The organism is Malonomonas rubra, assembly GCF_003247215.1.
Lineage (GTDB): Bacteria > Desulfobacterota > Desulfuromonadia > Desulfuromonadales > Geopsychrobacteraceae > Malonomonas > Malonomonas rubra_A.
Genome location: NZ_QKAP01000086.1, coordinates 1 through 21,404, shown reverse-complemented (window position 1 = coordinate 21,404; position 21,404 = coordinate 1). Strand labels below are relative to the sequence as shown.

The following is a 21,404-nucleotide window of genomic DNA, read 5'->3' as shown; positions in this document are numbered from 1 at the left end:
CCAAATTCTCTTCAGGATTTTATTCGACAGTTACACTTTTCGCTAAATTGCGCGGCTGATCAACATCGGTTCCCTTGAACACGGCGACATGGTAAGCAAGCAGCTGCATCGGCACCGAGGTGAGAACCGGCATCAGGTCATCGCTGATTTCCGGCACCCGGATCAGAGCATCGACCTTGTCGATCAGCTCGGCGTCATCTCCGCTGACCACGGCTATAATCTTACCGCCACGAGCGCGCACCTCTTCCATGTTGGAAACCACTTTATCGTAGGTGGAGTTGCGCGGCACCAGCACCACTACCGGCAGTTGTTCGTCGATCAGGGCGATCGGTCCGTGCTTCATCTCTCCGGCGGGGTACCCTTCGGCGTGAATGTAGGAAATCTCCTTCAGCTTGAGCGCCCCCTCAAGGGCAATCGGGTACTGGTTGCCCCGCCCCAGATAGAGGAAATCGCTGGCATTCACGTACTCGCGGGAAATTTCCTCGATATGCGAGTCTATTTCCAGCGCCTCCTCTAGTTTGCGCGGTAAGGTTACCAGTCCCTCCAACTGCTCACGGCACTGTTCGGCTGTCACCGTGCCACGCACCCGCCCCAACTTCAGCGCCAACTGAAAAAGCGCCACCAGCTGGGTGGTAAAAGCCTTGGTCGAAGCGACGCCGATCTCCGGGCCTGCGTGGGTATAAATTACCCCGTCGCTTTCGCGAGCGATGGAGGAGTCGACCACGTTACAGATACAGAGGGTCTTTCCCCCTTTCCCCCTTGCCTCTCGCAGGCCAGCCAGGGTGTCGGCGGTTTCACCGCTCTGGCTGATCAGCACCGTTAAACTGTTCTCGGTGACGATCGGATCCCGGTAGCGGAACTCGCTGGCGATATCTATCTCCACTGGTATTCTGGCCAGTTTTTCAATATAGAACTTGCCAACTAGACCGGCATGCCAGGAGGTGCCGCAGGCGATGATGAAGATCTTTTCCAGCTGCTGCAGCTGCTGATCAGAAAGCCCTATCCCCTCGAGATAGATATCCCCCTCTTCCGTCTGCAGGCGACCGACGATGGTGTCAGCGACGGCGCGGGGCTGTTCGTAGATTTCCTTGAGCATGAAGTGCTTGTAGCCACCCTTCTCCGCCATCAGCGGGCTCCAGGTGATGGTTTTGCTCTGCTTCTCGACAACCGCTCCGGCCAAGTCGGTGAAACGCATCCCGACTTCGCTGAAGACCGCCATCTCGCCATCTTCGAGAAAAATCATCTCGCGGGTATGCGACAACATCGCTGGGATATCGGAGGCGACGAAGTACTCGCCCTCCCCTTGGCCGACCACCAGCGGCGACCCGAGCTTGGCGGCAATTAGCTTGTCCGGCTCGTCGCTGCAGAGGATAGCTACCGCATAAGCCCCCTGGACCTGATTCAGGGCCTGCCGTACCGCCGCTTCGAAATCGCTGCAGCCTTTGTAGTTCTCCTCGACCAAGTGGGCAATGATTTCGGTGTCGGTCTCCGAGTTGAACTTGTGCCCGGCGGCCTGTAGCCGTTCTTTAAGCTTCAGGTAGTTCTCGATGATACCGTTGTGCACAACAACAAAATTTCCCGCCCGGTGCGGGTGGGCGTTGAGCTCCGATGGCTTGCCGTGGGTCGCCCAGCGGGTATGACCAATACCGCGGCTGCCGTACGCCGGGGATTCCCGCAGGATGTTTTCCAGGTTGATCAGCTTCCCCTCGGCACGATAAATCTGCGGTTGTCCACCGTTAAGGGTACAGATTCCCGCCGAGTCATAGCCTCGATATTCTAAACGACGCAGACCCTCGATGATGATCGGTGAAGCCTCCTGCTTACCAATATATCCGACAATTCCACACATAACTTCTTTCTCTCCGCCGATCAGGACTTCTTCTGTTTTTTGCGCAATGCCCACCCTTCGACAACCTTCTGCTCGCTGCGTGCAATCGCAAGTGAATCGGCCGGGACGTCCTTGGTGATTGTCGAACCTGCGCCGATCAGGCTATTTCGCCCGATTTTCACCGGAGCAATAAACTGCACATCGCTGCCTATGAAGACATCATCCTCAATCGTGGTCTTGTGCTTGTTGGCGCCATCGTAGTTGCAAGTGATGGTCCCGCAACCGAAATTGACGTTGCTGCCAACCTCGGCATCGCCGATGTAGGTTAAGTGACTCGACTGCGAACCTTTGCCGAGCAGTGCCTTCTTGGTCTCGACGAAATTGCCGATCTTGTTGTCGCCAGTCAACACGGTCCCAGGGCGCAGATGCGCCATCGGCCCAATCTTGCAACCTGGGCCGATCTGCGCCTCCTCAATCGCGGAACCGGCTTTTAACACCGTAGCGTCACCAACCGTCGAATCTACCACCACAACCCCGGTCTCGACCGTGCAGTTGCTTCCGATTTTAGTCACGCCGCGCAGTTGTACATTGGGATGCAACACCGTATCGGGACCAACCGTGACCGTCTTGTCGACATAGACGGTGGTCGGGTCGATCATCGACACCCCGGCGAGCATCAGATCGGAGTTAATGTGCCAGCGCATCACCGCCTCGGCCTCGGCCAACTGACGACGATCATTAATTCCCATTACCTGAGTCGGGTCGGGTACGCTGATCGCCCGGGTCTTCTTACCGGCAGCAACGGCTGCAGCAACCACATCGGTCAAATAGTATTCACCCTGAGCATTATCTGTTTTTAGCCCTTTAAGAGCCTCGAACACGAACTTGGCATCGAACAGGTAGGTGCCGGTGTTGATCTCGGTGATGCTGCGCTCTTCCAGCATCGCATCCTTCTCCTCGACGATCTTCAGTACCTGCTCGTTGTTGCGGATAATCCGACCATAGCCTTCCGGATTGTTCATCTCGGCGGTCAATACTGTCACGGTCGCTTTTTCGTGCTTGTGGTAATTGAGGAACTGCTCGAGAATATCGGCCTGCAGCAGCGGCACATCGCCGCAAAGCAACAGCAGGGTCCCAGAGAAACCGGCCAGAGATTCGGCGGCGCAGAGCAACGCATGCCCGGTACCGAGCTGCTCGGCCTGCTCGACCCAGCTGACCTGCTCTCCGGCGAAGACCTCCCTGACGCGCTCGGCCTGATGTCCGACCACCACCGACATTTGTTCAAAGCCAGCCTTCCGGGCCGCCTGAATCGGATAGGCAAGCATCGGCTGTCCACAGATTGGGTGCAGAACCTTCGGCAACGCCGACTTCATTCGAGTCCCTTTTCCGGCAGCCAGGATAACTGCTGCGAGCCCTTTATGCATAAATTTTTCCCCTATAAAGTTTGGTGCAAAGAAAAAAACGCTCAATTATCTCGGAACGCCCACAGCCAGTCAAGCTGTTCCCTGCCGAAACGACGAATATTCCTTCGTTATTTACAAGTTTTTAATACTCACGTATAGTTTCTGCTACTGGAGGCGAACAAACAAGATGGATGATCGACGCGCACTCGGCTATGAGCTGGATGAAATCCAGCAACAGATGAAGGATCTTGAAATCCACTACGAACAATATTTTGCCGGTGTGGAAAAGCGGGAACCAGTCAACGCGCGCAAGAACCTGGCACGCCGAATCCGTCACTATACCAACCGGCGAATCGTCTGGACTGACCTAAAATTCCGCTACCAAGGGATCGCTTCCCGTTTCATGACTTACTCCCAATACTGGGACCGTATCCTGCGGCTGATCGATGAAGGCAGATACCACCGGCACACCGCTCGCCTGAACGCTCCAAAAGTTCCCGATATGCCAACAGAGAAAACTGCCTTTAACGACAGAAAAGAGGCCGACCGGTTGCAGAAAGAACTCGCCGAAGCGCGCAAGGTCTGTGGCATTAAAGGCGACGCTCCGACTGCCGAGAAGGTCGCCTCCTTTCTTGATAGCCAGCGGGAAAAGATCCGCGAGCGTTACGGCGACCGCGCAGTTGTTTTCAGCATCGATTCGAGTGACGGCAAACCTCGCATCAAGGTCAGCCTGAAAAAATAACCTGATGCGCATCCTACTACCAACTCTGCACGTCCGCCGCTCGGCTCAAGCGGTACCGCTTGCGGCCGGCAACCTGAAAGCCAGCCTCCCCCCGAGCCTCAGGAAAATCACCGAACTAGTCGACCTGTTTCCAGAGCAGTCCCTTTTAGAGATGGAAACCCTATTGCTGGCGGAAGAGCCACTGCTGATTGCCTTTCCACTCTACCTCTGGAACCGCAAAACGATTTTGCAGCTCTGCCGCCAGCTGCGGCAGCGACAGCCCACCCTCTTCCTGATCGCCGGTGGTCCGGAAGCGAGTGCGGATGCTGCCGCCGTGCTCGCCGAGGGAGAACTGGACGGTGTGATCTGCGGTGAGGGAGAGCTAGCCTTCGCCCAACTGGCGACCGCCCTGAACAGGGGAGAGAGCTACACCGGCATTCCCGGCCTGCTTACCGCCCAGAATCAACAATCTGCTCCAGCGACCTGCCCCGACCTCAGCCGTCTGCCATCCCCTTGGCTGACGCAAACCTTACCGCTGGAAACAGACTGCGGAGTACTATGGGAAGTGGCCCGTGGCTGCACCTTCAATTGCGCCTTCTGCTACGATGCCAAAGGGCAGCGGGGAGTAAGACCGCTGCCAATGAAGCGTCTGCGGGAAGAACTGCGGCTCTTCGCACAGCAGGGAGTCGCGCAGATCTGGGTTCTTGACTCGACCTTCAATGCGCCGGCCGAGCGGGGCAAGCAGCTGCTCAGGCTGTTGCTCGAGGAGGCGCCACAGATCCATTATCACCTAGAAGCCAAAGCCGATTTTCTCGACGCCGAAACGGCGGAGCTGCTCAGCCAGCTCCACAGTTCGGTACAGATCGGCATGCAATCTGCCGAACCCGAGGTCCTCAAACCACTCCACCGGACCCTACATGCGGACAAGATACGGAAAAAACTGCAACTGCTCTCAGCTACCGGGGTCACCTTCGGGCTTGACCTGATCTATGGGCTACCGAATGATAATCATCAGGGGTTTTGCCGCAGCCTAGACTTCTGCCTGCAGCAACAGCCGAACCATATCGACATCTTCCCGCTTGCGGTTCTGCCTGGCACCGAGTTATATGACCGGCAGCAGATATTTGGCATCCAGGCCGATTTGCAACCGCCTTACCTGATTCGAGGAAGCAACAGCTACCCGGCCAAAGAGATGGAACAGAGCCGGCAGCTGGCAAACGCAACCGACATCTTCTACAACCGCGGGCGGGCGGTTGGCTTCTTCCTACAGTGCTGTGAAGCGCTGGGAATGAAGCCGACGGCGCTGTTGTCCTCTTTCGCTAATTGGCTGAGCGAGCAAACCGCCCCTGAAATTAGAGATAAATGCCTGCCCGAAGATTGGCAGCCGAGTGAAATCCTGCCGCTGCAGCAGGCCTTCATCGCCGAGCTGTTGCGATGCAGCGGAAAAAGCAAGTTGCAACTTCTGGCAGAGGATTTGATCAACTACCACTACTGCTGCGCCGAGCTACTGCTGGCCGCCGAATGTGCAGCTTCCAGCCAACGACATTCCATCAAGCAGCTTCAGAAACTGAAATGGCAGCTGAACAGTGCGGTGCGGCTGCAGAAATTCAATTACGGCCTGGAAGAGCTGGAAACTTACGGGGGAGAGAAACTATTCAGGGTGAGCAAACAACTGACTACAGGATCTTGCTACGGGATTTTCCTGCTGCAGGGCGGCGAACCTGTTGTTGAAATGCTCGATAACGACTTCGCCCAGCTGCTGCTCAGCGCAGACGGCAACACTTCAACCACGCAGTTGCTGCGTCGGTTCGATCAGCAAACCGGCCTGGAACTGCTTCAGTTTGCCGTCAGCCAGGGAATCCTGCAGCCTATTTGAGCAGCAGATCGACAAACCCTTGGTAGGTCTTTCGCTTGCGTTCCGACCGCCCGTAGATAGTCGAAGAAAAAAGTGCCGTGGCAGCATGTTCACCGAGCATGGAAAACAGCTGATAATCGATCGACTCCAGCTGTTCTTTCTGAATAAACAATCTGTATATGGCCAGCACACCAATCATCTGCTCCTGAATGAGCAGTGGGATCGCGATGATCGGTGCCAGAGTGTCGTCTGACCCTTCACTGACCGAACCCTCGATAAAATAGTTTTCGCCGCTAGCCGCCGTCCCTCCGATCACCCCCTCGCCAAGCGAGATCTCTGGAAAGCGCTCCCCTTCCTCAAAGCCTTCCCCCGTTTCGAACTGCAGCATGCGGGTTGGCTTGTCAAACAGAAAAAGGGCGAACTTTTCCGCGCCGATAAAATTGATCACGATCTCCTTGATGATCTCCAGGGTTTCTTCCCGATCGAGGGTCGAATGCAGCCGCGATGAAGCAATATAGAGGTTGGTCAGGTTGTTATTGACATCCTCAACCTGCACCAGCTGATTGGCGAATTCAAGATTCTCCTGTTCCAGCTCGCCGATCCGCCTCATGGCCTCGTCTTGCGCGACACGCAGCTTGGCGCATTCATCTTCCAGACTTATCAGCCGCTGGCTAAGCTGTACATCACCCCCCTCCCCCAGAAGCTGTTCCGTCTTCTGACTCCGGATCAGTTTTTCCATCAAACCTTTGCTGTTGGGATCAGGATAGATAAAATAGACCCCGCAACCGGCGGCTTTTTTCTCCGCAACGCGCTTGATCTTGCCGAACAGCACCAGCGGCTTCTCCTCGGTCAATTCAAAACGGATCTCGATGGCATCATTTTCCTCCAATGGAACCGTTGATTTCAGCAACACCCCACTGACCGACAGATCGTGCGCGCTGCCGACATGCAAGCGCCCTCCCTCACGCAATTGCACCGGCAATTTGACCGAAACCCGCTCGTCCTGGCGGCGGGTCACCTCGCCGAGCAGGCGCTTAACTTTATTGCACAGTTCCTGCTTGTTGACCGGCTTGGTGATGTAATCGTCACAACCGGCCTGCAGGCACTGCTTTACCTCCTCTGGTTTCCCGGCAGCAGTCACTATGAGAATCGGCAGGTTTTTCCAGCGTGTGTCCTGACGGATCAAACGACAAACCTCATCACCATCCATGCCCGGCATATAAAAATCGATCAGCAACAGATCGGGAGCCACCTTATCGAGACGCTTGAGGGTCTCCTCTCCGGAGGAGGCGGTAACCAGGTCATAGCCACAACCTTCGAGGTAGGATCGTTCCAACTCAAGAAACAGATCGACATCATCAACCAGCAGGATTTTCGGCATCTCTGATCTCCTGAAAAAAGGAATTTTCAAGACTACCTGAGGGCCTGAAAAAAGTAAAGGTTCCCAGTCATTAGAGACGGGAACCTTTGCGGAAGAGGAGAGAGAAAAGTTATGGTTTAAGCGACATCGGCAACCTGCTTCAGATAGCGTGGCCGCTCGACCAGAAAATTGACGATCTCGTCAACCTCCGGAACACGACCGGCGATTCTCAGCTGATCATCGATCAGCAACGCAGGCACAACATAAATCCGATTATCGATCATCTTACGAGAATCGTTGAACTGGTGGACTTCGGCCTCAACACCAAGCTTATTGAGGGCTTCCTGAACATTTTTTGCTGTTCCACGGCATGCTTCAGGCTTATCCGGTTTACAAACGATATCTATACGCATGATGTCCCCCTTGCTGTGATAGGCTACCTTTTAAATATAACCATTTTTGTCAGATTATACGCCGTTTTTTACTATTCGCAAGCTTTTTATTATCCTTAGCGCGTTTCTAAGATGTTTCGACGTTTACCAGCAGTTGCCCGCTATCAACACTAATTCGCAATGTTCCTCCTTCGACAACCTCACCAGACAGCAGGGCACGACCAATTTTGGTTTCCAGCTCATGCTGCAGGAAACGCTTCAACGGGCGGGCGCCATAGACCGGATCGTAAGCGGTTTCTGCAATAAAATCAGCTGCTTCCGGGGCAATCTCAAGTGCCAGCCGCCGCTTCGCCAGCCGTTGCCGGACCTCCTCGGTAAGCAACAGAACGATCCGACCGATCTCGGCACGTGTCAGCGGCTTGAAGATGATGGTGTCATCAATCCGATTCAGGAATTCCGGGCGGAAACTCTGCTGCAATGCCACCTCCACCTGCCGGCGGACCGCATCAGGAATCTCGTCCCCTTGAATACCCTCCAGCAATTGCTGCGAAGCGATATTCGAGGTCATGATGATGACAGCGTTTTTGAAACTGACCGTCCGCCCCTTGGCATCTGTAGCACGACCATCATCGAGGATCTGCAGCAGAACGTTGAAGACATCGGGATGCGCCTTCTCGATCTCATCGAACAGCACCACGGAATACGGCTGCCGCCGGATCGCCTCGGTCAGTTGCCCCCCCTCCTCGTAACCGACGTAACCAGGAGGAGCACCGAGCAGCCGACTGACTGCATGTTTTTCCATGTACTCCGACATGTCGATGCGGATCAGGTTTTCTTCACTGTCGAACAGCGCCTCGGTCAAGGCGCGGGCCAGTTCTGTTTTACCAACCCCGGTCGGACCAAGAAAGATAAAGGAGCCGATCGGCCGCTTCGGATCTTTGATCCCGGCCCGGGCACGGATTACTGCATCCGCCACCCGCTGTACTGCTTGATCCTGCCCCACGACTCGCTGATGCAGAATTTCATCCAGCTTGAGCAGTTTTTCCCGTTCGCTCTCAACCAGACGGGTTACCGGGATTCCGGTCCAGCGGGCGACGATCTCTGCGATTTCATCATCGGTCACCTCTTCGCGCAGCATTTTTTCGGTACTGTCGGCTGCCTGCAGCTGCGTTTCCTGCACCTTCAACTGCCGTTCGAGTTCCGGTAGCTTGCCATGCTTCAGTTCTGCAGCGCGGTTCAGATCATAGGCCCGTTCCGCCTCGGCGATATCGAGCCGCAGTTGCTCGATTTCCTCTCGTAACTGCTGCACCGAGCGGATGCCACCCTTTTCCAGCTGCCACTGGGCGGACAGCTCCCGTTCCTGTTCGCGAAGATCGGCCAATTCCTTCTGCAGAACCGCCAAACGTTCGCGACTGGCGGCGTCCTTTTCTTTTTTCAGCGCCGCTTCTTCAATCTCCAGTTGCATCAGACGCCGGGTAATGGCGTCCAATTCGGCAGGCATGGAATCGATCTCGGTGCGGATGGTGGCGCAGGCTTCATCGACCAAGTCGATCGCCTTGTCCGGCAGGAAGCGATCGGCAATGTAACGATTGCTGAGTTCGGCCGCAGCAACCAAAGCGTTGTCCTGAATCCGAACACCGTGGTAGACCTCGAAGCGCTCCTTGAGGCCGCGCAGGATGCTGATGGTCGCTTCAACATTCGGTTGCTCAACCAGTACCGGTTGGAAGCGCCGCTCCAGCGCAGGGTCCTTTTCAAGATACTGACGATATTCGTCGAGGGTGGTGGCGCCTATACAGTGCAACTCACCGCGAGCCAGCATCGGCTTGAGCATGTTGCCGGCGTCGATGGCACCTTCGCTCTTGCCGGTGCCAACGATGGTGTGAAGCTCATCGATAAACAACAGAATTCGACCGGCACTGCTGTGTATCTCCTTGAGCACCGCCTTGAGCCTCTCCTCGAATTCACCACGGTACTTAGCCCCAGCCACCAGAGCACCCATATCGAGGGAGAAAACCGTCTTGCCTTTCAAACCTTCCGGTACGTCTCCGCGCACGATCCGGTGTGCCAGCCCTTCAACGATTGCCGTTTTACCGACCCCCGGCTCACCAATCAGCACCGGATTGTTCTTGGTCTTGCGGGAGAGAATACGGATCACCCGGCGGATCTCCTCATCACGACCGATGACCGGATCAAGTTTGCCTTTTTTGACCTCTTCGACCAGGTCGCGGCCATACTTCTGCAATGCCTCATAGGTTTCTTCCGGATCCTGGCTGGTAACTCGCTGGTTGCCACGCACCTCAGTTAGTGCCTTCAACAGGCGATTGCGATCGACCCCCAATTTGGCAAATAGTCGCCCACTAGCTGTTCTATCTCCTTCAGCAACCGCCGCCAACAGCATATGTTCAACGCTGACATATTCGTCTTTGAGTTGCTTGGCTTGGTCGCTCGCCTGCAGCAACAGGTTGCTCAACCGGCGGCTGGCGTAGAGCTTGCCGCTGTCGGCCCCTGGACCGCTGATTCGTGCCCGAGACTCCAGCTCCTTGCGCAGCCCACCGCTTAATTCATCCTGCGGCACCTCCATTTTCTGCAGCAAGCGCGGCGTCAAGCCGCCATCCTGCTCACAAAGAGCCAGCAGCAGGTGCTCACCGTCAATTTCCGCATGCCCGTAACGCAACGCCAGCCCTTGGGCCGCCTGCAAGGCGTCTTGAACTTTCTGCGTGGTCCGGTTGAGATCGATCATTTTGAACTCCTGAAACAGATGTGGATACCGAAATTATAACGCCGGAATCGGGTAAAACTGAAAAAAAGAGCCGGAGGCAATCGCTTCCGGCTCCCCCTGCATCAATGCAAGGTCTGTACTGCGATCTTCTTCGGTTTCGCCGACTCTCTTTTCGGCAGTCGCAGGGTCAAAACGCCATCTTTCAACTCGGCGGCCCCCGCGTCGGCATCAATCCTTTCAGAAACCTTGAACTGGCGATAGTAGGCCTTGCGTGCGGCCCCCTCGACGGCGGCCTGTTCCGCCTCCAGGGTAAGAATGCCGCGATTCACCTCGAGCTGGAGGTCATTTTCGGTTACGCCCGGCAGGTCAGCCTGCAGCACAAGTTCCTGTTCGGTCTCGTAAATATCGACTGCCGGGGTGAAACGCTGAACCGGCAAAGACTGTTCCGCGTTTTCCAAGTGTTTCTCCTCGCTGCTGATGATTTGCTTGTCATTCATCTTGAACTCTCCCGATCTATTTTTAGATTTTAAAGTTATGGTGCAACCAATTGATTAAGCGACCTTGACGTTGATTTTCTTCGGTAACGCCGAGGCTGCCTTCGGCAAGTTGATACGCAGCAAACCCTTCTCGTAACTAGCTTCAACCTGATCGCTATCGATGTTGGCATTTAGCAGCAAGCTCTTCTCGAAGCGACCGGTATGCCGTTCGCGGCGATGCCAGGATGCCCCTTCCGGAACATCGCCACTGGCGAATTCACCGGCCAGGGTCAGGCGCCGGCCAAGGATGCTGATTTCCAGCTTTTCGATATCGAGCCCCGGAAGAGCAGCCTTTACCTCAAAAGCCTCACCGGCATCCTGTACCTTGAACGCCCTATTTTGCTGTCGCTCCAGATAAAAGGGATTGAAGCTAAAGCCGCCCAATAGCTTGTCCATTTCCCGCTGCAGGTTGTCCATTTCGTGAATCATCTGTAATCCGAACATCTTTTCTCCTCCTTGTGAGTGCTCTATTACGAGCCTGTTTGCGTGTTATGCCAAACAACATTACAAGGGTGATGCCAACCCGTAAAAACAAGATTTAACACTCAATTTCAGATAGTTACAAATCAGGCAGGAAATCGGCAACGCTACGATGCGACGTCACACAAGTCGCACAAGAACAACTGTTGCGACACTTGCGACGTCGCAAAAACAAATCAGAGAATCAGGAAAGTTGTTCGCGGGAAAGATTTAGGCGGGCCAGATGTCGATAGAGGGTGGCACGATGGACCCCCAACAGCCGAGCAGCAGCGGCGAGATTGCCGTCAGCGGCCCGGTAAGCGGCACGAATGGTCACTTCATTCAGTTCGGAACGAATACCGCGTCCACGACCAGGGGAAACCATGGCGGCATCGACCACCGTCGATCCGTCGTCATTCGCCTTGTAGGGAACAACGACCGGTAATTGCGGGCGGTCAGCGGCGTTAGGCGTTAACGACGACCGGGCAAACTGCTGGCGCTCATGAATCCATTCACCGAATGCGCGCGCGCCAATCGCCTCGGTTTCTGCTTCGACCACCACCCGCTCCAGCACATTACGCAGCTCACGCACATTGCCGGGCCAGAGGTAGGACTGCAACAGGCGGATCGCTTCTGGTGTCAAGCGCTGCACCCCCTTGCCATACTTGACATTGAACTGCTGCAAGAACATATCTGCTAGTAGTGGAATATCTTCGCTGCGATCGCGCAGCGCCGGCAGGTGGATTCGCAGGATCGCCAGACGGTGGTAAAGATCGGCGCGGAATTGGCCTTCCGCCACGGCCTGTTCCAGCGGCACATTTGTCGCGCCAATAATGCGCACATCGACCTGATAGCTTTTTTCTCCTCCGACCCGCTGCACCTTGCCGTCTTCCAAAACCCGCAACATCTTGGCCTGGATGTGTAATGGCATGTCGCCGATCTCATCGAGAAACAGGGTACCAGCATCAGCTCGCTCGAAATAGCCCCGGTGCTCACGTATCGCTCCGGTAAAGGCACCTCGCTCATGACCGAACAGCTCCGACTCCAGCAACTGATCACTAATCGCAGTACAGTTGAGCGCTGCAAAGGGGCCAGCATGCCGGTCGCTCTCTTCATGCAACGCCTGGGCGACCAATTCTTTTCCAGCTCCAGTCTCCCCGGTGATAACGACTGCGGCATCAGACGGGCCGTAAAGCCGGATTTTGCGAAACACCTCGCGCATCGCGGGACTGGACCCGACCAGATTGCGAAACCCGACCTCCTGCCTGCTAGCAGGTGTCTCTCTGCGCAGAGAGATCCGCACCAAACGGCCCAGGTAGTCCTCGGTCAAACCGGCAAACTGGATATCTGCCAAAAACCCAGGTTGCCCCGATGTGAGACGCAACTTGACGTCGCCTAGATCCTGACCACAATCAAGCACCTCCCCAGCCAAGTCGACTAGTGATGGAACTGCTTCGGTAAAAATTCGCTCAGGCGAACGTCCGCGCGCGGACCAGGGTTCTATGCCGAGCCAAGCAGCCAGCCGTTCTGAGATGCTGCGTACCTGCCACTCCCCATGCCCCCACCGCACCAGTAGCAAGTCGGGGGCAACCGCTGGCAAATATCCGCTATTTTCTTCTGAACTGGTCATTGAAAGAACTTAATGGCGCAACTCATCAATCAATTTCCGATAGGACTCTTCGCCACTTTCAAAACTCAAAAAACGAACCCCCATGCCACATTTTTGGGCGACACGAATCATGTTTGGCGGCACCTTTTTCGCCCACTGCACGCGGCCGTGAGCAATCACCTCCCCCTCGTCGGGCAAAGTGATCTGCATAAGCAGCTTGGTTCCTGGTCGTTCCGGCTGTCCGGTAATGACAAAGACACCACAATCGGAAAGATCCTCGGTAAAGGCTATACGTTTCGGACAATCGACTCCAAAACGCAATTTAAGCCGCTTTTTCTTCCTTTTTAAATCCCTCTTTTCAGCCATTTTGTCTCCTCTCCATCACAATGCCCGGCAATCATAGCAAAGTTAACAGCAAAGACATAGCTTGCCGGATACCACAATCAACAAACAGTAGCACAAATAATCACCTGATCAGCATCAGCCATTTGCAGTTCAGCAGGTCACTCATTCTTCCATCCCCTTTTGCAGAGCGTTGCTTTCGCGACACAGAGAATCCCATTGCGACAGAAACACGGATCAAGAATTAAGCGTGGTGTCAATAATCTGTTTATTTTTCAAACAGTCCAGCTCCCTGACCAGAGAAAGAACGGGCTCGCAAGACAGAAAAAAACCTCTTAAACACGCTTGTGGAGCCAATCTACGGGGCACAATAAAGATTGGCCCCATACTTGCTCTTCTCTATTAGCAACCTAAAGGAGGAGCAAAATGAAAGTAGCTCTCTACGAAAAAGCTCTCGACCAAGTTGCCTTAAGATACGCGCAAACCATCAAAGCCAAGCAGATCGAAATCACCCCGGCAGAATTGGCCGCGATCGTCGAAAACAATTGGCCCAAAATCGTCGCCGAAGCGCTCGCTATTCACAACAAAATTCTCAACGGGCAGGTGCGGCCTACCTTTGAATACTTAAAAGTGGCCGCGTGATTGTATTTCCGACTACAACCAACTGCAGCCCAAAAGGACAAGTATCCGCTGCCTCACTTGCGCCAACTACTACCGGGGTACGCATACAAAATTGAGATAATCCACACTATTTAAATTCTGGGAACTCCTGTGAAGGAAATAGGAGAACAACTTCAAGAAGGAACTTGATCGTGGCGGAAGAAACGATTTCAGGCTGCGAAAATTTGGGCAGACAAATCTTAACTCTATTTCAAAAGCTATTTTTCAGATTCCTGAAAATTCAAGAGGCCCCATCATATCGAGGGGCCTCTTTCATTTAAAGCGATCATTAACTAAACATATTTTTTCCGTATCCTAATTTTTGCTGGTTTTTTCCTTAAGCTTAAGGACTGGGATTTTGGCTATTTTAAGTTTTGATGACTTCTGATCAACAACTTTGATGCTATTTACTCCGGGGAAGGTTGTCCCATCGTACAACTTTCCGGCGATTGACAAATCAAAGACACCAATTCCCAGAGGCTCAAGAAGCTGTATCAGGGCTTGTCGATCGAAACTGATAATCATTTCAACTATGCCATTATCATCGAAATCTCCCACCTTGTATTTCCCTGTTGAGTAGAGAGGATCGACAAGAGGAGAAGATGGAGCATCACCAGAACTTATCATGGTTATTGCCACGCTGGCTGGATCAATGTCAGCAGCAGAGTATGGTAACGGCAAATCGATGACTGCGGCAAAGCCCTTGCCTCCGCTCTGCAGGTTGACGGTCCTCGGCTGGAAATAGACATCGTCATGAACGCTATTGGGAGCAGAAGCAGTAATGATCTCAAAGTCGTTTCCATCCCAACCGCTCCAAACGATTTTGCCATCATTATTTATATCTGGCACCGAGTCGTAATGGCCAGTAAAGGTATCGCTTAATTTGCTGATCGTCTGGTTGCTGGTCTGGTACAGGTAAATACCGATGCCGCTAGTGGCGTCACCCATTGCCAGCCATGCGATATCGCCGGTATCATTGATCTGGGGACTCAGATCATCAAAGTCGTTATCAGTAATCTGGCTAATCACCCCGTTGCTGTAGGCATAAATTTCAAAATCATTCCCATCGCTTCCCTGCCAGACAACCACACCGGCAGAGTTGATCATCGGAAACCAGTCTTCCGTTTCATTGTCTGTTATCTGTACCGGAACTGGATCTGAAGCGAGTTTCACAACAATCTCGCAGTCATTGCCGTCTGCAACCTCCCAGACAAGATCAGCATTATTGTTCAACTGCGGGTTATGATCAAACAGGTCGTCGCTGTTAATCTGCGTGGTTTCTGTGCCAGAGTGTAAAAAAATATCAGAACTCATTTCCGCCAGGCTGCGCCACATGATGTCACCGGAGTCATTGAGTCTGACCTGGACATCATTCACCTCATTGTCAGTGATTTGCGTACTGTTGCCGCTCGAATACTGATAGATTTCATAGTCGTGACCATCAACTGCAAGCCAGACGACATCGCCTAGGTTATTAATCTTGGGGAACAGATCGTCCATGGTGTTGTGGGAAATCTTGGTACTGTTCCCACTGCTATTCAGGTAAATGTCCCAGTCGGTGCCATTGTGACCCATCCAGGTGATTTCGCCTAAATCGTTGACCATTGGATAGATATCATCAAATTCATTCTCGGTAATCTGCTCAATAATCATTGAGTCGCCGGCTTTAAAAAATATTTCGTAGTCTTCAGAGGCGGACCGTCCTTGCCAGACAACATCACCATAATCATTTATCTTTGGCAGTTTGTCATGGTAATCATTAAACGACACCTGCGAATTTGTGTACCCGGAACAATTGCCATCGGCACATTCAGTGATAGGCGAATAGATTGGCTGCTCCCCTAATGCTGCAACTTGAGTATTTGAAAAAGCAAGAAAACTGAACACAAACAAAGAAAGAACAAGAGCCGGAGCAACACGACATCGCTTACCTAGGGACATGAAATACCCTCCAGATTTTTAGTTAGGTGACAACAAACAAACCATCAAACAGATGACAGGAATCCGCCGATCGGAAACTCACATAAACCAATTTTTAAGAGCAAATTTCGCACCAACAATGTTTGCATTTCCGCTAGGAAGATCAGTAGCTTGGCTAGTATTTTGAAATGACGAAACTTTCCGTGGATTAATTTCTGCCTATTCCAAATAGCTGATAGCACTTCTTTTGGATTGCAGGATTTCGGAGTTGTCATATAACCAATTCAGAAAAGGATTTTGGCAAAAATGCAAGGTTGAATGCCGCAGTTTTTCGTTTGGAGATTGCCCCTCATAGGCTGAATGAAGTCGGTGATGCCATTAAAGCAAATGCGGTGGTTCCCGAGGGAAACCACCGCATCATTCCTAATTAGGTAGCAAAAAGAAAAGTTTTTTACCAGCGTTTTGAGCCGTGACAATTTGCGGTACTACAGGTCCCACCCGAGTAGCTGATCGAACTCTTGATCGTTGCCGCTGGTGACAGCTCAAAGCTGATGGTATCAAGACCGCTAAACTAGCTACTGTCCAACTTGTTGGCATCATGACAAACAAGACAATCATAGCGCATATTTTCGGCATGCCGCCGGTGTTCACCCGAATCTACCCTACGCTTCCAACGTGAAAGCAAATTGGCGTTTATCCCTAGTTCTTTTGCGATTTGAGCGCAACTTACATCTGGTTAACAAGCCTGCTCAACTACTCCGCGTCTAAATTCGGGGCTGAATTTTCTTCTCTTCGGCATGGAGTTTCCTTGGGGCCACTATAGGCTTTTTTGACGTGTCCTTAAATTATAGGGAAAACCACAATTGACAATGCAATGATATGCGGCAATCTATAAAAAAATGGGGAGGTGGCTATGCCGACTTACGAGTACCGTTGTGAGAAATGTCAGGAACTCTTCACTGTGGTGATGAGCATGGCGGAGCATGATCAAGACCGCGTTGAGTGTCCCCGCTGTCAAGGCAAACAGGTGACCCAGCAGTTTTCAGTGTTCTACGCCAAGACCCGCAAAAAGAGCTGACCACAGTAACGGCTGGGATCCCAGGCCGAGAGAATATCTGGCCGCATACTTGTTGTTAGAGTGAAGATCCAAGCCACAATGTAGTTCCATGCTGCACCTCCTTTTTGAAGTTGTTCACTCCGTCTCAACATAGAGACGACGTTGTTGGCTGCTACGCTGGAGGTGCCTTCATATGATTATCCGCATAGTTGTCGTCTCTAACTGAACTCCAAAACAGACGAGGCCCGGCAGTAGCCGGGCCTTACTCTTGTTACGAGTTGTGAGGCCAGATTGTGTCCTTTGAACTAGCAGTGATTCAACTCGTTGTGGCAGCCAAATAAGATGTAAAAGACTCACCGATTGAAGCTATAATTGATAAAGAACGTTCTGATTTCAGACAAGTGACTGAAAATGAAGATACACAGCAAAATACTGGTTTTGCTTCTGGCGATCGCCTTGATTCCACTGCTGGTCGGTACCGTCTTTGAGAGCTTTTCAGCATTGCAGTTAAGCCGCAAACTGACTTCCGATACCCGTGAGCAACTACTCAACAATGCGTTCACCATGCTTTCGACCCTTGTCGACGAATATGGGCAAATCCTCAAACGGGACGAAGCACAGATTCTTCTCTCTCTCAATTTTCAGGCCAGGGAGGTTGAAAGGCTGCTGTCTACCAATCCCAAAAGCTCTCAACCACTCTATTTCTCAACTGATTTTGATCACCCGGAAAAACAACCAGCGGACACCGAACCATCAGAAAAGCACTTTCGGCCCAGTGCTGCCGGAACTCTTGAGCCGATTCCGGTCAATTACAACCAGCAGGTCATTTACCTCCCTCAAGGTATACAGCGGCAGGATGTCTCTGAACTAGTCCAGCAATTGGGCCCCCTGCCAGATGTGTATCGACTTGTTCACGATATCCGTCCCGATCTGTTTTTGTGGCAATACACGACACTGGAAAAGGGGATTCATTCCAGCTACCCTGGCAAAGGGGGCTACCCTCCGGAATATGACCCCCGTCAGCGCGATTGGTATATCGCAGCCAAATCGGAAGGAAAGGCAATATCAAGGGTCATCACTGACCTCTCGACCCGTTCCCTTATCCTAACAATGGCCATGCCGGTTCATACGCCAGATGGGAAATTTGCAGGGGTTACCGCAATCGATGTCATCTACCAGTGGCTATTGAACGATTGGACCATTCCTGCCGAGTGGCGGGACATGTCCAGGGCAATGATACTGCTGTTCCATCCAGTTGATTCTTCTCTCGAAGTCGTCTACCGGGATGACCAGAGTGGCCAGCGGAACAACTGGCAAGTTCCTGTGAAGCGTCAATTTCTCAAAGCAGACGTCGCTGAGCAGTTAGAGTCCGTCTTTGCTGACCTGCGGGCCGGTCGCTCCGGGATACGCAAAATCAGCCAGCAGGGAGAGGCGTATCTTTGGACCTATGGTCAGCAGCGGAATGGACAACCGTTCCCATTGATAAGTGTTCCCTATCAACAGGTTGTCGCCCAAGCGACACGTGCCGAGAGCTATGCTCGCGATCAAGCATACTGGACTTTGAAAATCAGCGGGTTGATCCTGATAACTGTCATCCTCATTGTATTATACTTGGCGTTCAAGATTTCTAGCGCGCTGACTCGCCCAGTGCTGCAGCTCGTAGATGCAGCAAAACGATTCAGCCAGGAAAAGTTTGATGTTCAGGTCAATATCAACACAGGGGATGAACTTCAGGATCTCGGTTCAGCCTTCAATGCTATGGGAATCAGTTTGCTGGAACGCCAGCAGATGAAACAGTCCATGGCACTGGCCCACGAAGTCCAGCAACACCTACTGCCAGAAGAAACCCCCGAACTTAAAGGATTCGATATCGTCGGATACAGCCGTTATTGTGACGAAACGGGAGGGGACTATTATGACTACCTGAGTTTAGGGAACGAGCAGTTGGGCCTTGCGGTTGCCGATGTTACTGGTCATGGGATCGGAGCGGCCCTGCTAATGACCACGGTCAGAGGGATTTTTCGCGCCCAAGGTCCTCTCCTGGGGGCCAACCCGGAGGAACTGTTACTCTCCTTGAACAGGCATTTGGCCAGAGATACTCGCGACGATTTCTTTGTAACCTTTTTCTACACCCTGCTTGACGCCAAAAAGCGCCACTGTCACTGGCTCTCGGCCGGTCACGGGCCAAGTTTCTATTACAGCGCGAGCACGCAAACGGTTCGTGAACTACCTAGTTCAGGCATACCGCTGGGAATACTCGATTCAATCAGCTTCGATAAAGTTGAAACGCTTTCAATGGAATCAGGAGACATTCTATTGATCGGGACCGATGGCCTCTGGGAAGCACCCAGCCTTCAAGGGGAACTCTACGGAACTAGTAGAATTAGCCAGGTGCTCCTTGAACATGCAGCGGAAAGTGCAACTGATATCTGTCATTCTATTTTTACAGCTCTCGGAAATTTTTGCAGAAGCGACATTTTGCACGATGATCAAACCATGCTCATCATAAAGGCAAATTGATTTGCTGCAGATCTAGCCAGTACTAATTATTGTGTTCGGAAGTCACAATTTATGAGACTCAAAAAACTATCTTTTAGGCTTGTAACGATTCACGGCTGAAATTGTACTAAGAGAAGGATAATCCCGTTACACTGTTTTGGCGATTATAAATACGGCTTTGTTTTTGCCTGGCTGCCATTTGTAATCAATTTGAAAACCAGCTCTAGTGATACTGTCATCTAATTCATTGCTGGTGAAAACTCTGACCAAAGGCATGAGTCCAAGGTGTTTTCCGATCAGGCCGATCAGCTTGAAAAATTTCATGTGATTACCAAGGCACACCGTACTGGTGACGAATATTTGATCCTGCCCCCATTTTGGAAAAATTATGGAAACATATTGACGATGGGAATAATGCAGAAGCTTTTTTTAAGTTATCTCCGATTGGTTATCGTCAAAAGGGCTTTTGCGGCTTTTGCGATACAAATTTTCATTGAATTCAAAAGGCTACCATCCAGCCATATTTGTTAATAGAAAATAATCATTCCCCGCCTAGACAGACCTGTCTGTATGGAGTATGTTCTAACCATGAAAACAAAACAACACAGCATAGCTCCTCGTGAGCGGATACTTAATACGGCAGCAGAACTGTTCTATCATCAAGGGTTCAGGGCCACAGGAATCAATGAAGTCATTTCCAAGTCCGGCGTTGCCAAAGCTACCTTTTACAGCCACTTCCCAACCAAAGACGACTTGTGTCTGGCCTATTTGAAAGATCGCAACATCTCTGAGTTTGAACTAGTTTGCGCCTTCGTCAATGACCAGACAAACCCAGTGGAACGGTTTCTGGCGGTAATGAAATCGCTGCAACCTTGGCTTGAAGCCAACCGCCTGCGTGGTTGTGCATTTCTCAATATGGTTGCCGAAGTCCCCGACCCCAGAAATAGGCTCCGCAGGGAAGGTTTGCAACATTATGAAAGCCTGCGCACTTTGATCTTTGATTTGGCACAGGATTTAATCAATTATAATCCGCATACTTACACAAATCTAACCGCAAAAGAACTGGCTGATGATTATCTGGTAATCCTAGGTGGTGCTATTGCCATGGCAGAAATTTATCATGATATCTGGCCAGTAAAACAGGGCGTAAAGTTGATTAAGCGCCTTATAAACACGAGGTAATTTTTTTATCTCACAAAAAGACAGACCTGTCTGTCCAAGGAAAGGGAGAAAATAAATGGAATCCGCAAAGCAAACAATCAAATCAGTCAACGGCGTCAACGTAACCCAACTCTTCGACACTATTGATGTCATCAAACAGAATCCGGAAGTATCTAAGTTCAAATTCCGGGCGACGAATACCTGGCAGGATGGCACCTACAATCAGGCGACAGTGAAATCATTTTATGGAGCACTTGAGGAAGATAACAGCCGCAACGCCATGGTTTTCAATATTGATGAACCTCCGGTCTTGCTGGGAAACAATAAAGGTGCAAATCCTGTTGAATACCTTCTGGTCGGACTGTCAGGGTGCCTGACAACTGCCTTGGTAGCACATGCGGCAGCCCGTGGAATGGAAGTCAAATCAGTAAAGTCCTCCCTGGAGGGTGATCTTGATGTTCAAGGCTTCCTTGGATTGTCAGAATCGATCCCTGTCGCCTATCAGGAAATTAGGGTCGCCTTCACAATTGAGGGCGACTTGACGGAGAAAGAGAAGCAAGAGCTTATTGATATGGCTCAAAAGTACTCCCCGGTTTATAACTCTGTGACTCGCCCGGTAAGTGTCAATGTTAGCCTGGATAGATCTTGAATAACGACTTGACCAACTACCGCGTGCCGACAGATACAAAATGAGGAAGGACAATTATCATGCGAATTATTGAAAAATTATCCAATCAAATAACTATCTGGCGGGAAATCTCTGCCCAAAGAAGAAAGCTGGGAGAGCTGAGTGACTATCACCTTAAAGATATAGGACTTAGCCGAGTTGATGCTTAGCGAGAAGCTCGTCGCCCATTTTGGGATACAAAAAGAACGTGTGATC

General features: G+C 51.8%; 18 protein-coding genes and 2 pseudogenes. 8 read left to right on the top strand and 12 right to left on the bottom strand.

Annotation, left to right across the window (positions count from 1 at the left end):
• Positions 1-19: 19 nt before the first annotated feature.
• Together glmS and glmU are read right to left on the bottom strand one after the other, a co-directional pair.
• Positions 20-1,849: a glutamine--fructose-6-phosphate transaminase (isomerizing) gene (glmS, locus tag Q7J88_RS09205; RefSeq protein ID WP_369682006.1), complete on the bottom strand. Its 1,830-nt coding sequence runs from the start codon at positions 1,847-1,849 to the stop codon at positions 20-22.
• Positions 1,850-1,869: 20 nt separating this feature from the next.
• On the bottom strand, positions 1,870-3,252 hold the full coding sequence (gene glmU / locus Q7J88_RS09200) for a bifunctional UDP-N-acetylglucosamine diphosphorylase/glucosamine-1-phosphate N-acetyltransferase GlmU (protein ID WP_303721879.1): 1,383 nt from the start codon (positions 3,250-3,252) through the stop codon (positions 1,870-1,872).
• A gap of 166 nt (positions 3,253-3,418) precedes the next feature.
• Here glmU and Q7J88_RS09195 point away from each other — a divergent pair, with 166 nt between their 5' ends.
• Both Q7J88_RS09195 and Q7J88_RS09190 read left to right on the top strand, forming a co-directional pair.
• Entirely contained in the window at positions 3,419-3,973 is a 555-nt protein-coding gene (locus tag Q7J88_RS09195) for an MXAN_5187 C-terminal domain-containing protein (RefSeq protein WP_303721878.1), read from the top strand.
• Between the two features lie 4 nt (positions 3,974-3,977).
• Positions 3,978-5,828, top strand: coding sequence for a radical SAM protein (locus tag Q7J88_RS09190; protein ID WP_303721877.1), 1,851 nt, complete (start codon positions 3,978-3,980; stop codon positions 5,826-5,828).
• Here Q7J88_RS09190 and Q7J88_RS09185 read toward each other — a convergent pair.
• From Q7J88_RS09185 to Q7J88_RS09155, 7 genes are all read right to left on the bottom strand, one after another.
• The gene (locus Q7J88_RS09185) at positions 5,821-7,188 is read right to left on the bottom strand and encodes a response regulator (protein WP_303721876.1); all 1,368 of its coding nucleotides are present in this window, start codon (positions 7,186-7,188) and stop codon (positions 5,821-5,823) included. The two genes, Q7J88_RS09190 and Q7J88_RS09185, sit on opposite strands and share 8 nt — an antisense overlap.
• Positions 7,189-7,304: 116 nt before the next feature.
• The gene (locus tag Q7J88_RS09180; RefSeq protein ID WP_303721875.1) at positions 7,305-7,580 is read right to left on the bottom strand and encodes a thioredoxin family protein; all 276 of its coding nucleotides are present in this window, start codon (positions 7,578-7,580) and stop codon (positions 7,305-7,307) included.
• A gap of 106 nt (positions 7,581-7,686) precedes the next feature.
• Positions 7,687-10,296, bottom strand: a complete 2,610-nt coding sequence (gene clpB, locus Q7J88_RS09175; RefSeq protein ID WP_369682005.1) for an ATP-dependent chaperone ClpB — start codon at positions 10,294-10,296, stop codon at positions 7,687-7,689.
• A gap of 104 nt (positions 10,297-10,400) precedes the next feature.
• The gene (locus Q7J88_RS09170; RefSeq protein WP_303721873.1) at positions 10,401-10,775 is read right to left on the bottom strand and encodes an Hsp20/alpha crystallin family protein; all 375 of its coding nucleotides are present in this window, start codon (positions 10,773-10,775) and stop codon (positions 10,401-10,403) included.
• A gap of 54 nt (positions 10,776-10,829) precedes the next feature.
• Positions 10,830-11,258 carry an Hsp20/alpha crystallin family protein gene (locus tag Q7J88_RS09165; protein WP_303721872.1) on the bottom strand — a complete coding sequence of 143 codons (429 nt, stop codon included), beginning with the start codon at positions 11,256-11,258 and terminating at the stop codon, positions 10,830-10,832.
• A 220-nt stretch (positions 11,259-11,478) separates the two neighbouring features.
• Positions 11,479-12,903 (bottom strand): sigma-54-dependent Fis family transcriptional regulator, encoded by a 1,425-nt coding sequence (locus tag Q7J88_RS09160; protein WP_303721871.1) that lies wholly within the window; start codon positions 12,901-12,903, stop codon positions 11,479-11,481.
• Positions 12,904-12,912: 9 nt separating this feature from the next.
• Complete coding sequence (locus tag Q7J88_RS09155; protein ID WP_303721870.1) at positions 12,913-13,248, bottom strand: PilZ domain-containing protein; 336 nt, start codon at positions 13,246-13,248, stop codon at positions 12,913-12,915.
• Positions 13,249-13,650: 402 nt separating this feature from the next.
• On the opposite strand from Q7J88_RS09155, the gene Q7J88_RS09150 reads away from it, so the two are divergent.
• Positions 13,651-13,866 carry a hypothetical protein gene (locus Q7J88_RS09150; protein WP_303721869.1) on the top strand — a complete coding sequence of 72 codons (216 nt, stop codon included), beginning with the start codon at positions 13,651-13,653 and terminating at the stop codon, positions 13,864-13,866.
• A 333-nt stretch (positions 13,867-14,199) separates the two neighbouring features.
• Here the strand turns inward: Q7J88_RS09150 and Q7J88_RS09145 are convergent, their stop codons facing one another.
• Complete coding sequence (locus tag Q7J88_RS09145; RefSeq protein ID WP_303721868.1) at positions 14,200-15,825, bottom strand: hypothetical protein; 1,626 nt, start codon at positions 15,823-15,825, stop codon at positions 14,200-14,202.
• 643 nt (positions 15,826-16,468) lie between these two features.
• A pseudogene (locus tag Q7J88_RS15415) lies at positions 16,469-16,603 on the bottom strand (transposase); the annotation flags it as partial.
• Positions 16,604-16,717: 114 nt separating this feature from the next.
• On the opposite strand from Q7J88_RS15415, the gene Q7J88_RS09135 reads away from it, so the two are divergent.
• On the top strand, positions 16,718-16,882 hold the full coding sequence (locus Q7J88_RS09135) for a zinc ribbon domain-containing protein (RefSeq protein WP_303721867.1): 165 nt from the start codon (positions 16,718-16,720) through the stop codon (positions 16,880-16,882).
• 390 nt (positions 16,883-17,272) lie between these two features.
• Positions 17,273-19,381, top strand: coding sequence for a SpoIIE family protein phosphatase (locus Q7J88_RS09130; protein ID WP_303721866.1), 2,109 nt, complete (start codon positions 17,273-17,275; stop codon positions 19,379-19,381).
• Between the two features lie 126 nt (positions 19,382-19,507).
• On the opposite strand, the pseudogene Q7J88_RS09125 reads toward Q7J88_RS09130, so the two are convergent.
• Positions 19,508-19,720, bottom strand: a pseudogene (locus Q7J88_RS09125) (SAM-dependent methyltransferase); the annotation flags it as partial.
• Positions 19,721-19,948: 228 nt separating this feature from the next.
• On the opposite strand from Q7J88_RS09125, the gene Q7J88_RS09120 reads away from it, so the two are divergent.
• The 3 genes from Q7J88_RS09120 to Q7J88_RS15410 are packed head-to-tail and all read left to right on the top strand — an operon-like array spanning position 19,949 to position 21,358.
• On the top strand, positions 19,949-20,542 hold the full coding sequence (locus tag Q7J88_RS09120; protein WP_303721864.1) for a TetR/AcrR family transcriptional regulator: 594 nt from the start codon (positions 19,949-19,951) through the stop codon (positions 20,540-20,542).
• A gap of 55 nt (positions 20,543-20,597) precedes the next feature.
• Positions 20,598-21,170 carry an OsmC family protein gene (locus Q7J88_RS09115; protein ID WP_303721863.1) on the top strand — a complete coding sequence of 191 codons (573 nt, stop codon included), beginning with the start codon at positions 20,598-20,600 and terminating at the stop codon, positions 21,168-21,170.
• 59 nt (positions 21,171-21,229) lie between these two features.
• Positions 21,230-21,358, top strand: coding sequence for a DUF1127 domain-containing protein (locus Q7J88_RS15410; protein ID WP_369682004.1), 129 nt, complete (start codon positions 21,230-21,232; stop codon positions 21,356-21,358).
• Positions 21,359-21,404: the final 46 nt, after the last annotated feature.

Excerpts from the sequence above, each read along its gene's own strand:
- Q7J88_RS09145 (WP_303721868.1), bottom strand. The coding sequence starts at position 15,825 with ATGTCCCTAGGTAAGCGATGTCGTGTTGCTCCGGCTCTTGTTCTTTCT.
- Q7J88_RS09170 (WP_303721873.1), bottom strand. The coding sequence starts at position 10,775 with ATGAATGACAAGCAAATCATCAGCAGCGAGGAGAAACACTTGGAAAAC.
- Q7J88_RS09165 (WP_303721872.1), bottom strand. The coding sequence starts at position 11,258 with ATGTTCGGATTACAGATGATTCACGAAATGGACAACCTGCAGCGGGAA.
- Q7J88_RS15410 (WP_369682004.1), top strand. The coding sequence starts at position 21,230 with ATGCGAATTATTGAAAAATTATCCAATCAAATAACTATCTGGCGGGAA.
- Q7J88_RS09130 (WP_303721866.1), top strand. The coding sequence starts at position 17,273 with ATGAAGATACACAGCAAAATACTGGTTTTGCTTCTGGCGATCGCCTTG.
- Q7J88_RS09195 (WP_303721878.1), top strand. The coding sequence starts at position 3,419 with ATGGATGATCGACGCGCACTCGGCTATGAGCTGGATGAAATCCAGCAA.
- Q7J88_RS09180 (WP_303721875.1), bottom strand. The coding sequence starts at position 7,580 with ATGCGTATAGATATCGTTTGTAAACCGGATAAGCCTGAAGCATGCCGT.
- Q7J88_RS09160 (WP_303721871.1), bottom strand. The coding sequence starts at position 12,903 with ATGACCAGTTCAGAAGAAAATAGCGGATATTTGCCAGCGGTTGCCCCC.
- Q7J88_RS09185 (WP_303721876.1), bottom strand. The coding sequence starts at position 7,188 with ATGCCGAAAATCCTGCTGGTTGATGATGTCGATCTGTTTCTTGAGTTG.
- Q7J88_RS09115 (WP_303721863.1), top strand. The coding sequence starts at position 20,598 with ATGGAATCCGCAAAGCAAACAATCAAATCAGTCAACGGCGTCAACGTA.
- Q7J88_RS09120 (WP_303721864.1), top strand. The coding sequence starts at position 19,949 with ATGAAAACAAAACAACACAGCATAGCTCCTCGTGAGCGGATACTTAAT.
- Q7J88_RS09155 (WP_303721870.1), bottom strand. The coding sequence starts at position 13,248 with ATGGCTGAAAAGAGGGATTTAAAAAGGAAGAAAAAGCGGCTTAAATTG.
- glmS (WP_369682006.1), bottom strand. The coding sequence starts at position 1,849 with ATGTGTGGAATTGTCGGATATATTGGTAAGCAGGAGGCTTCACCGATC.
- Q7J88_RS09150 (WP_303721869.1), top strand. The coding sequence starts at position 13,651 with ATGAAAGTAGCTCTCTACGAAAAAGCTCTCGACCAAGTTGCCTTAAGA.
- glmU (WP_303721879.1), bottom strand. The coding sequence starts at position 3,252 with ATGCATAAAGGGCTCGCAGCAGTTATCCTGGCTGCCGGAAAAGGGACT.
- Q7J88_RS09135 (WP_303721867.1), top strand. The coding sequence starts at position 16,718 with ATGCCGACTTACGAGTACCGTTGTGAGAAATGTCAGGAACTCTTCACT.
- Q7J88_RS09190 (WP_303721877.1), top strand. The coding sequence starts at position 3,978 with ATGCGCATCCTACTACCAACTCTGCACGTCCGCCGCTCGGCTCAAGCG.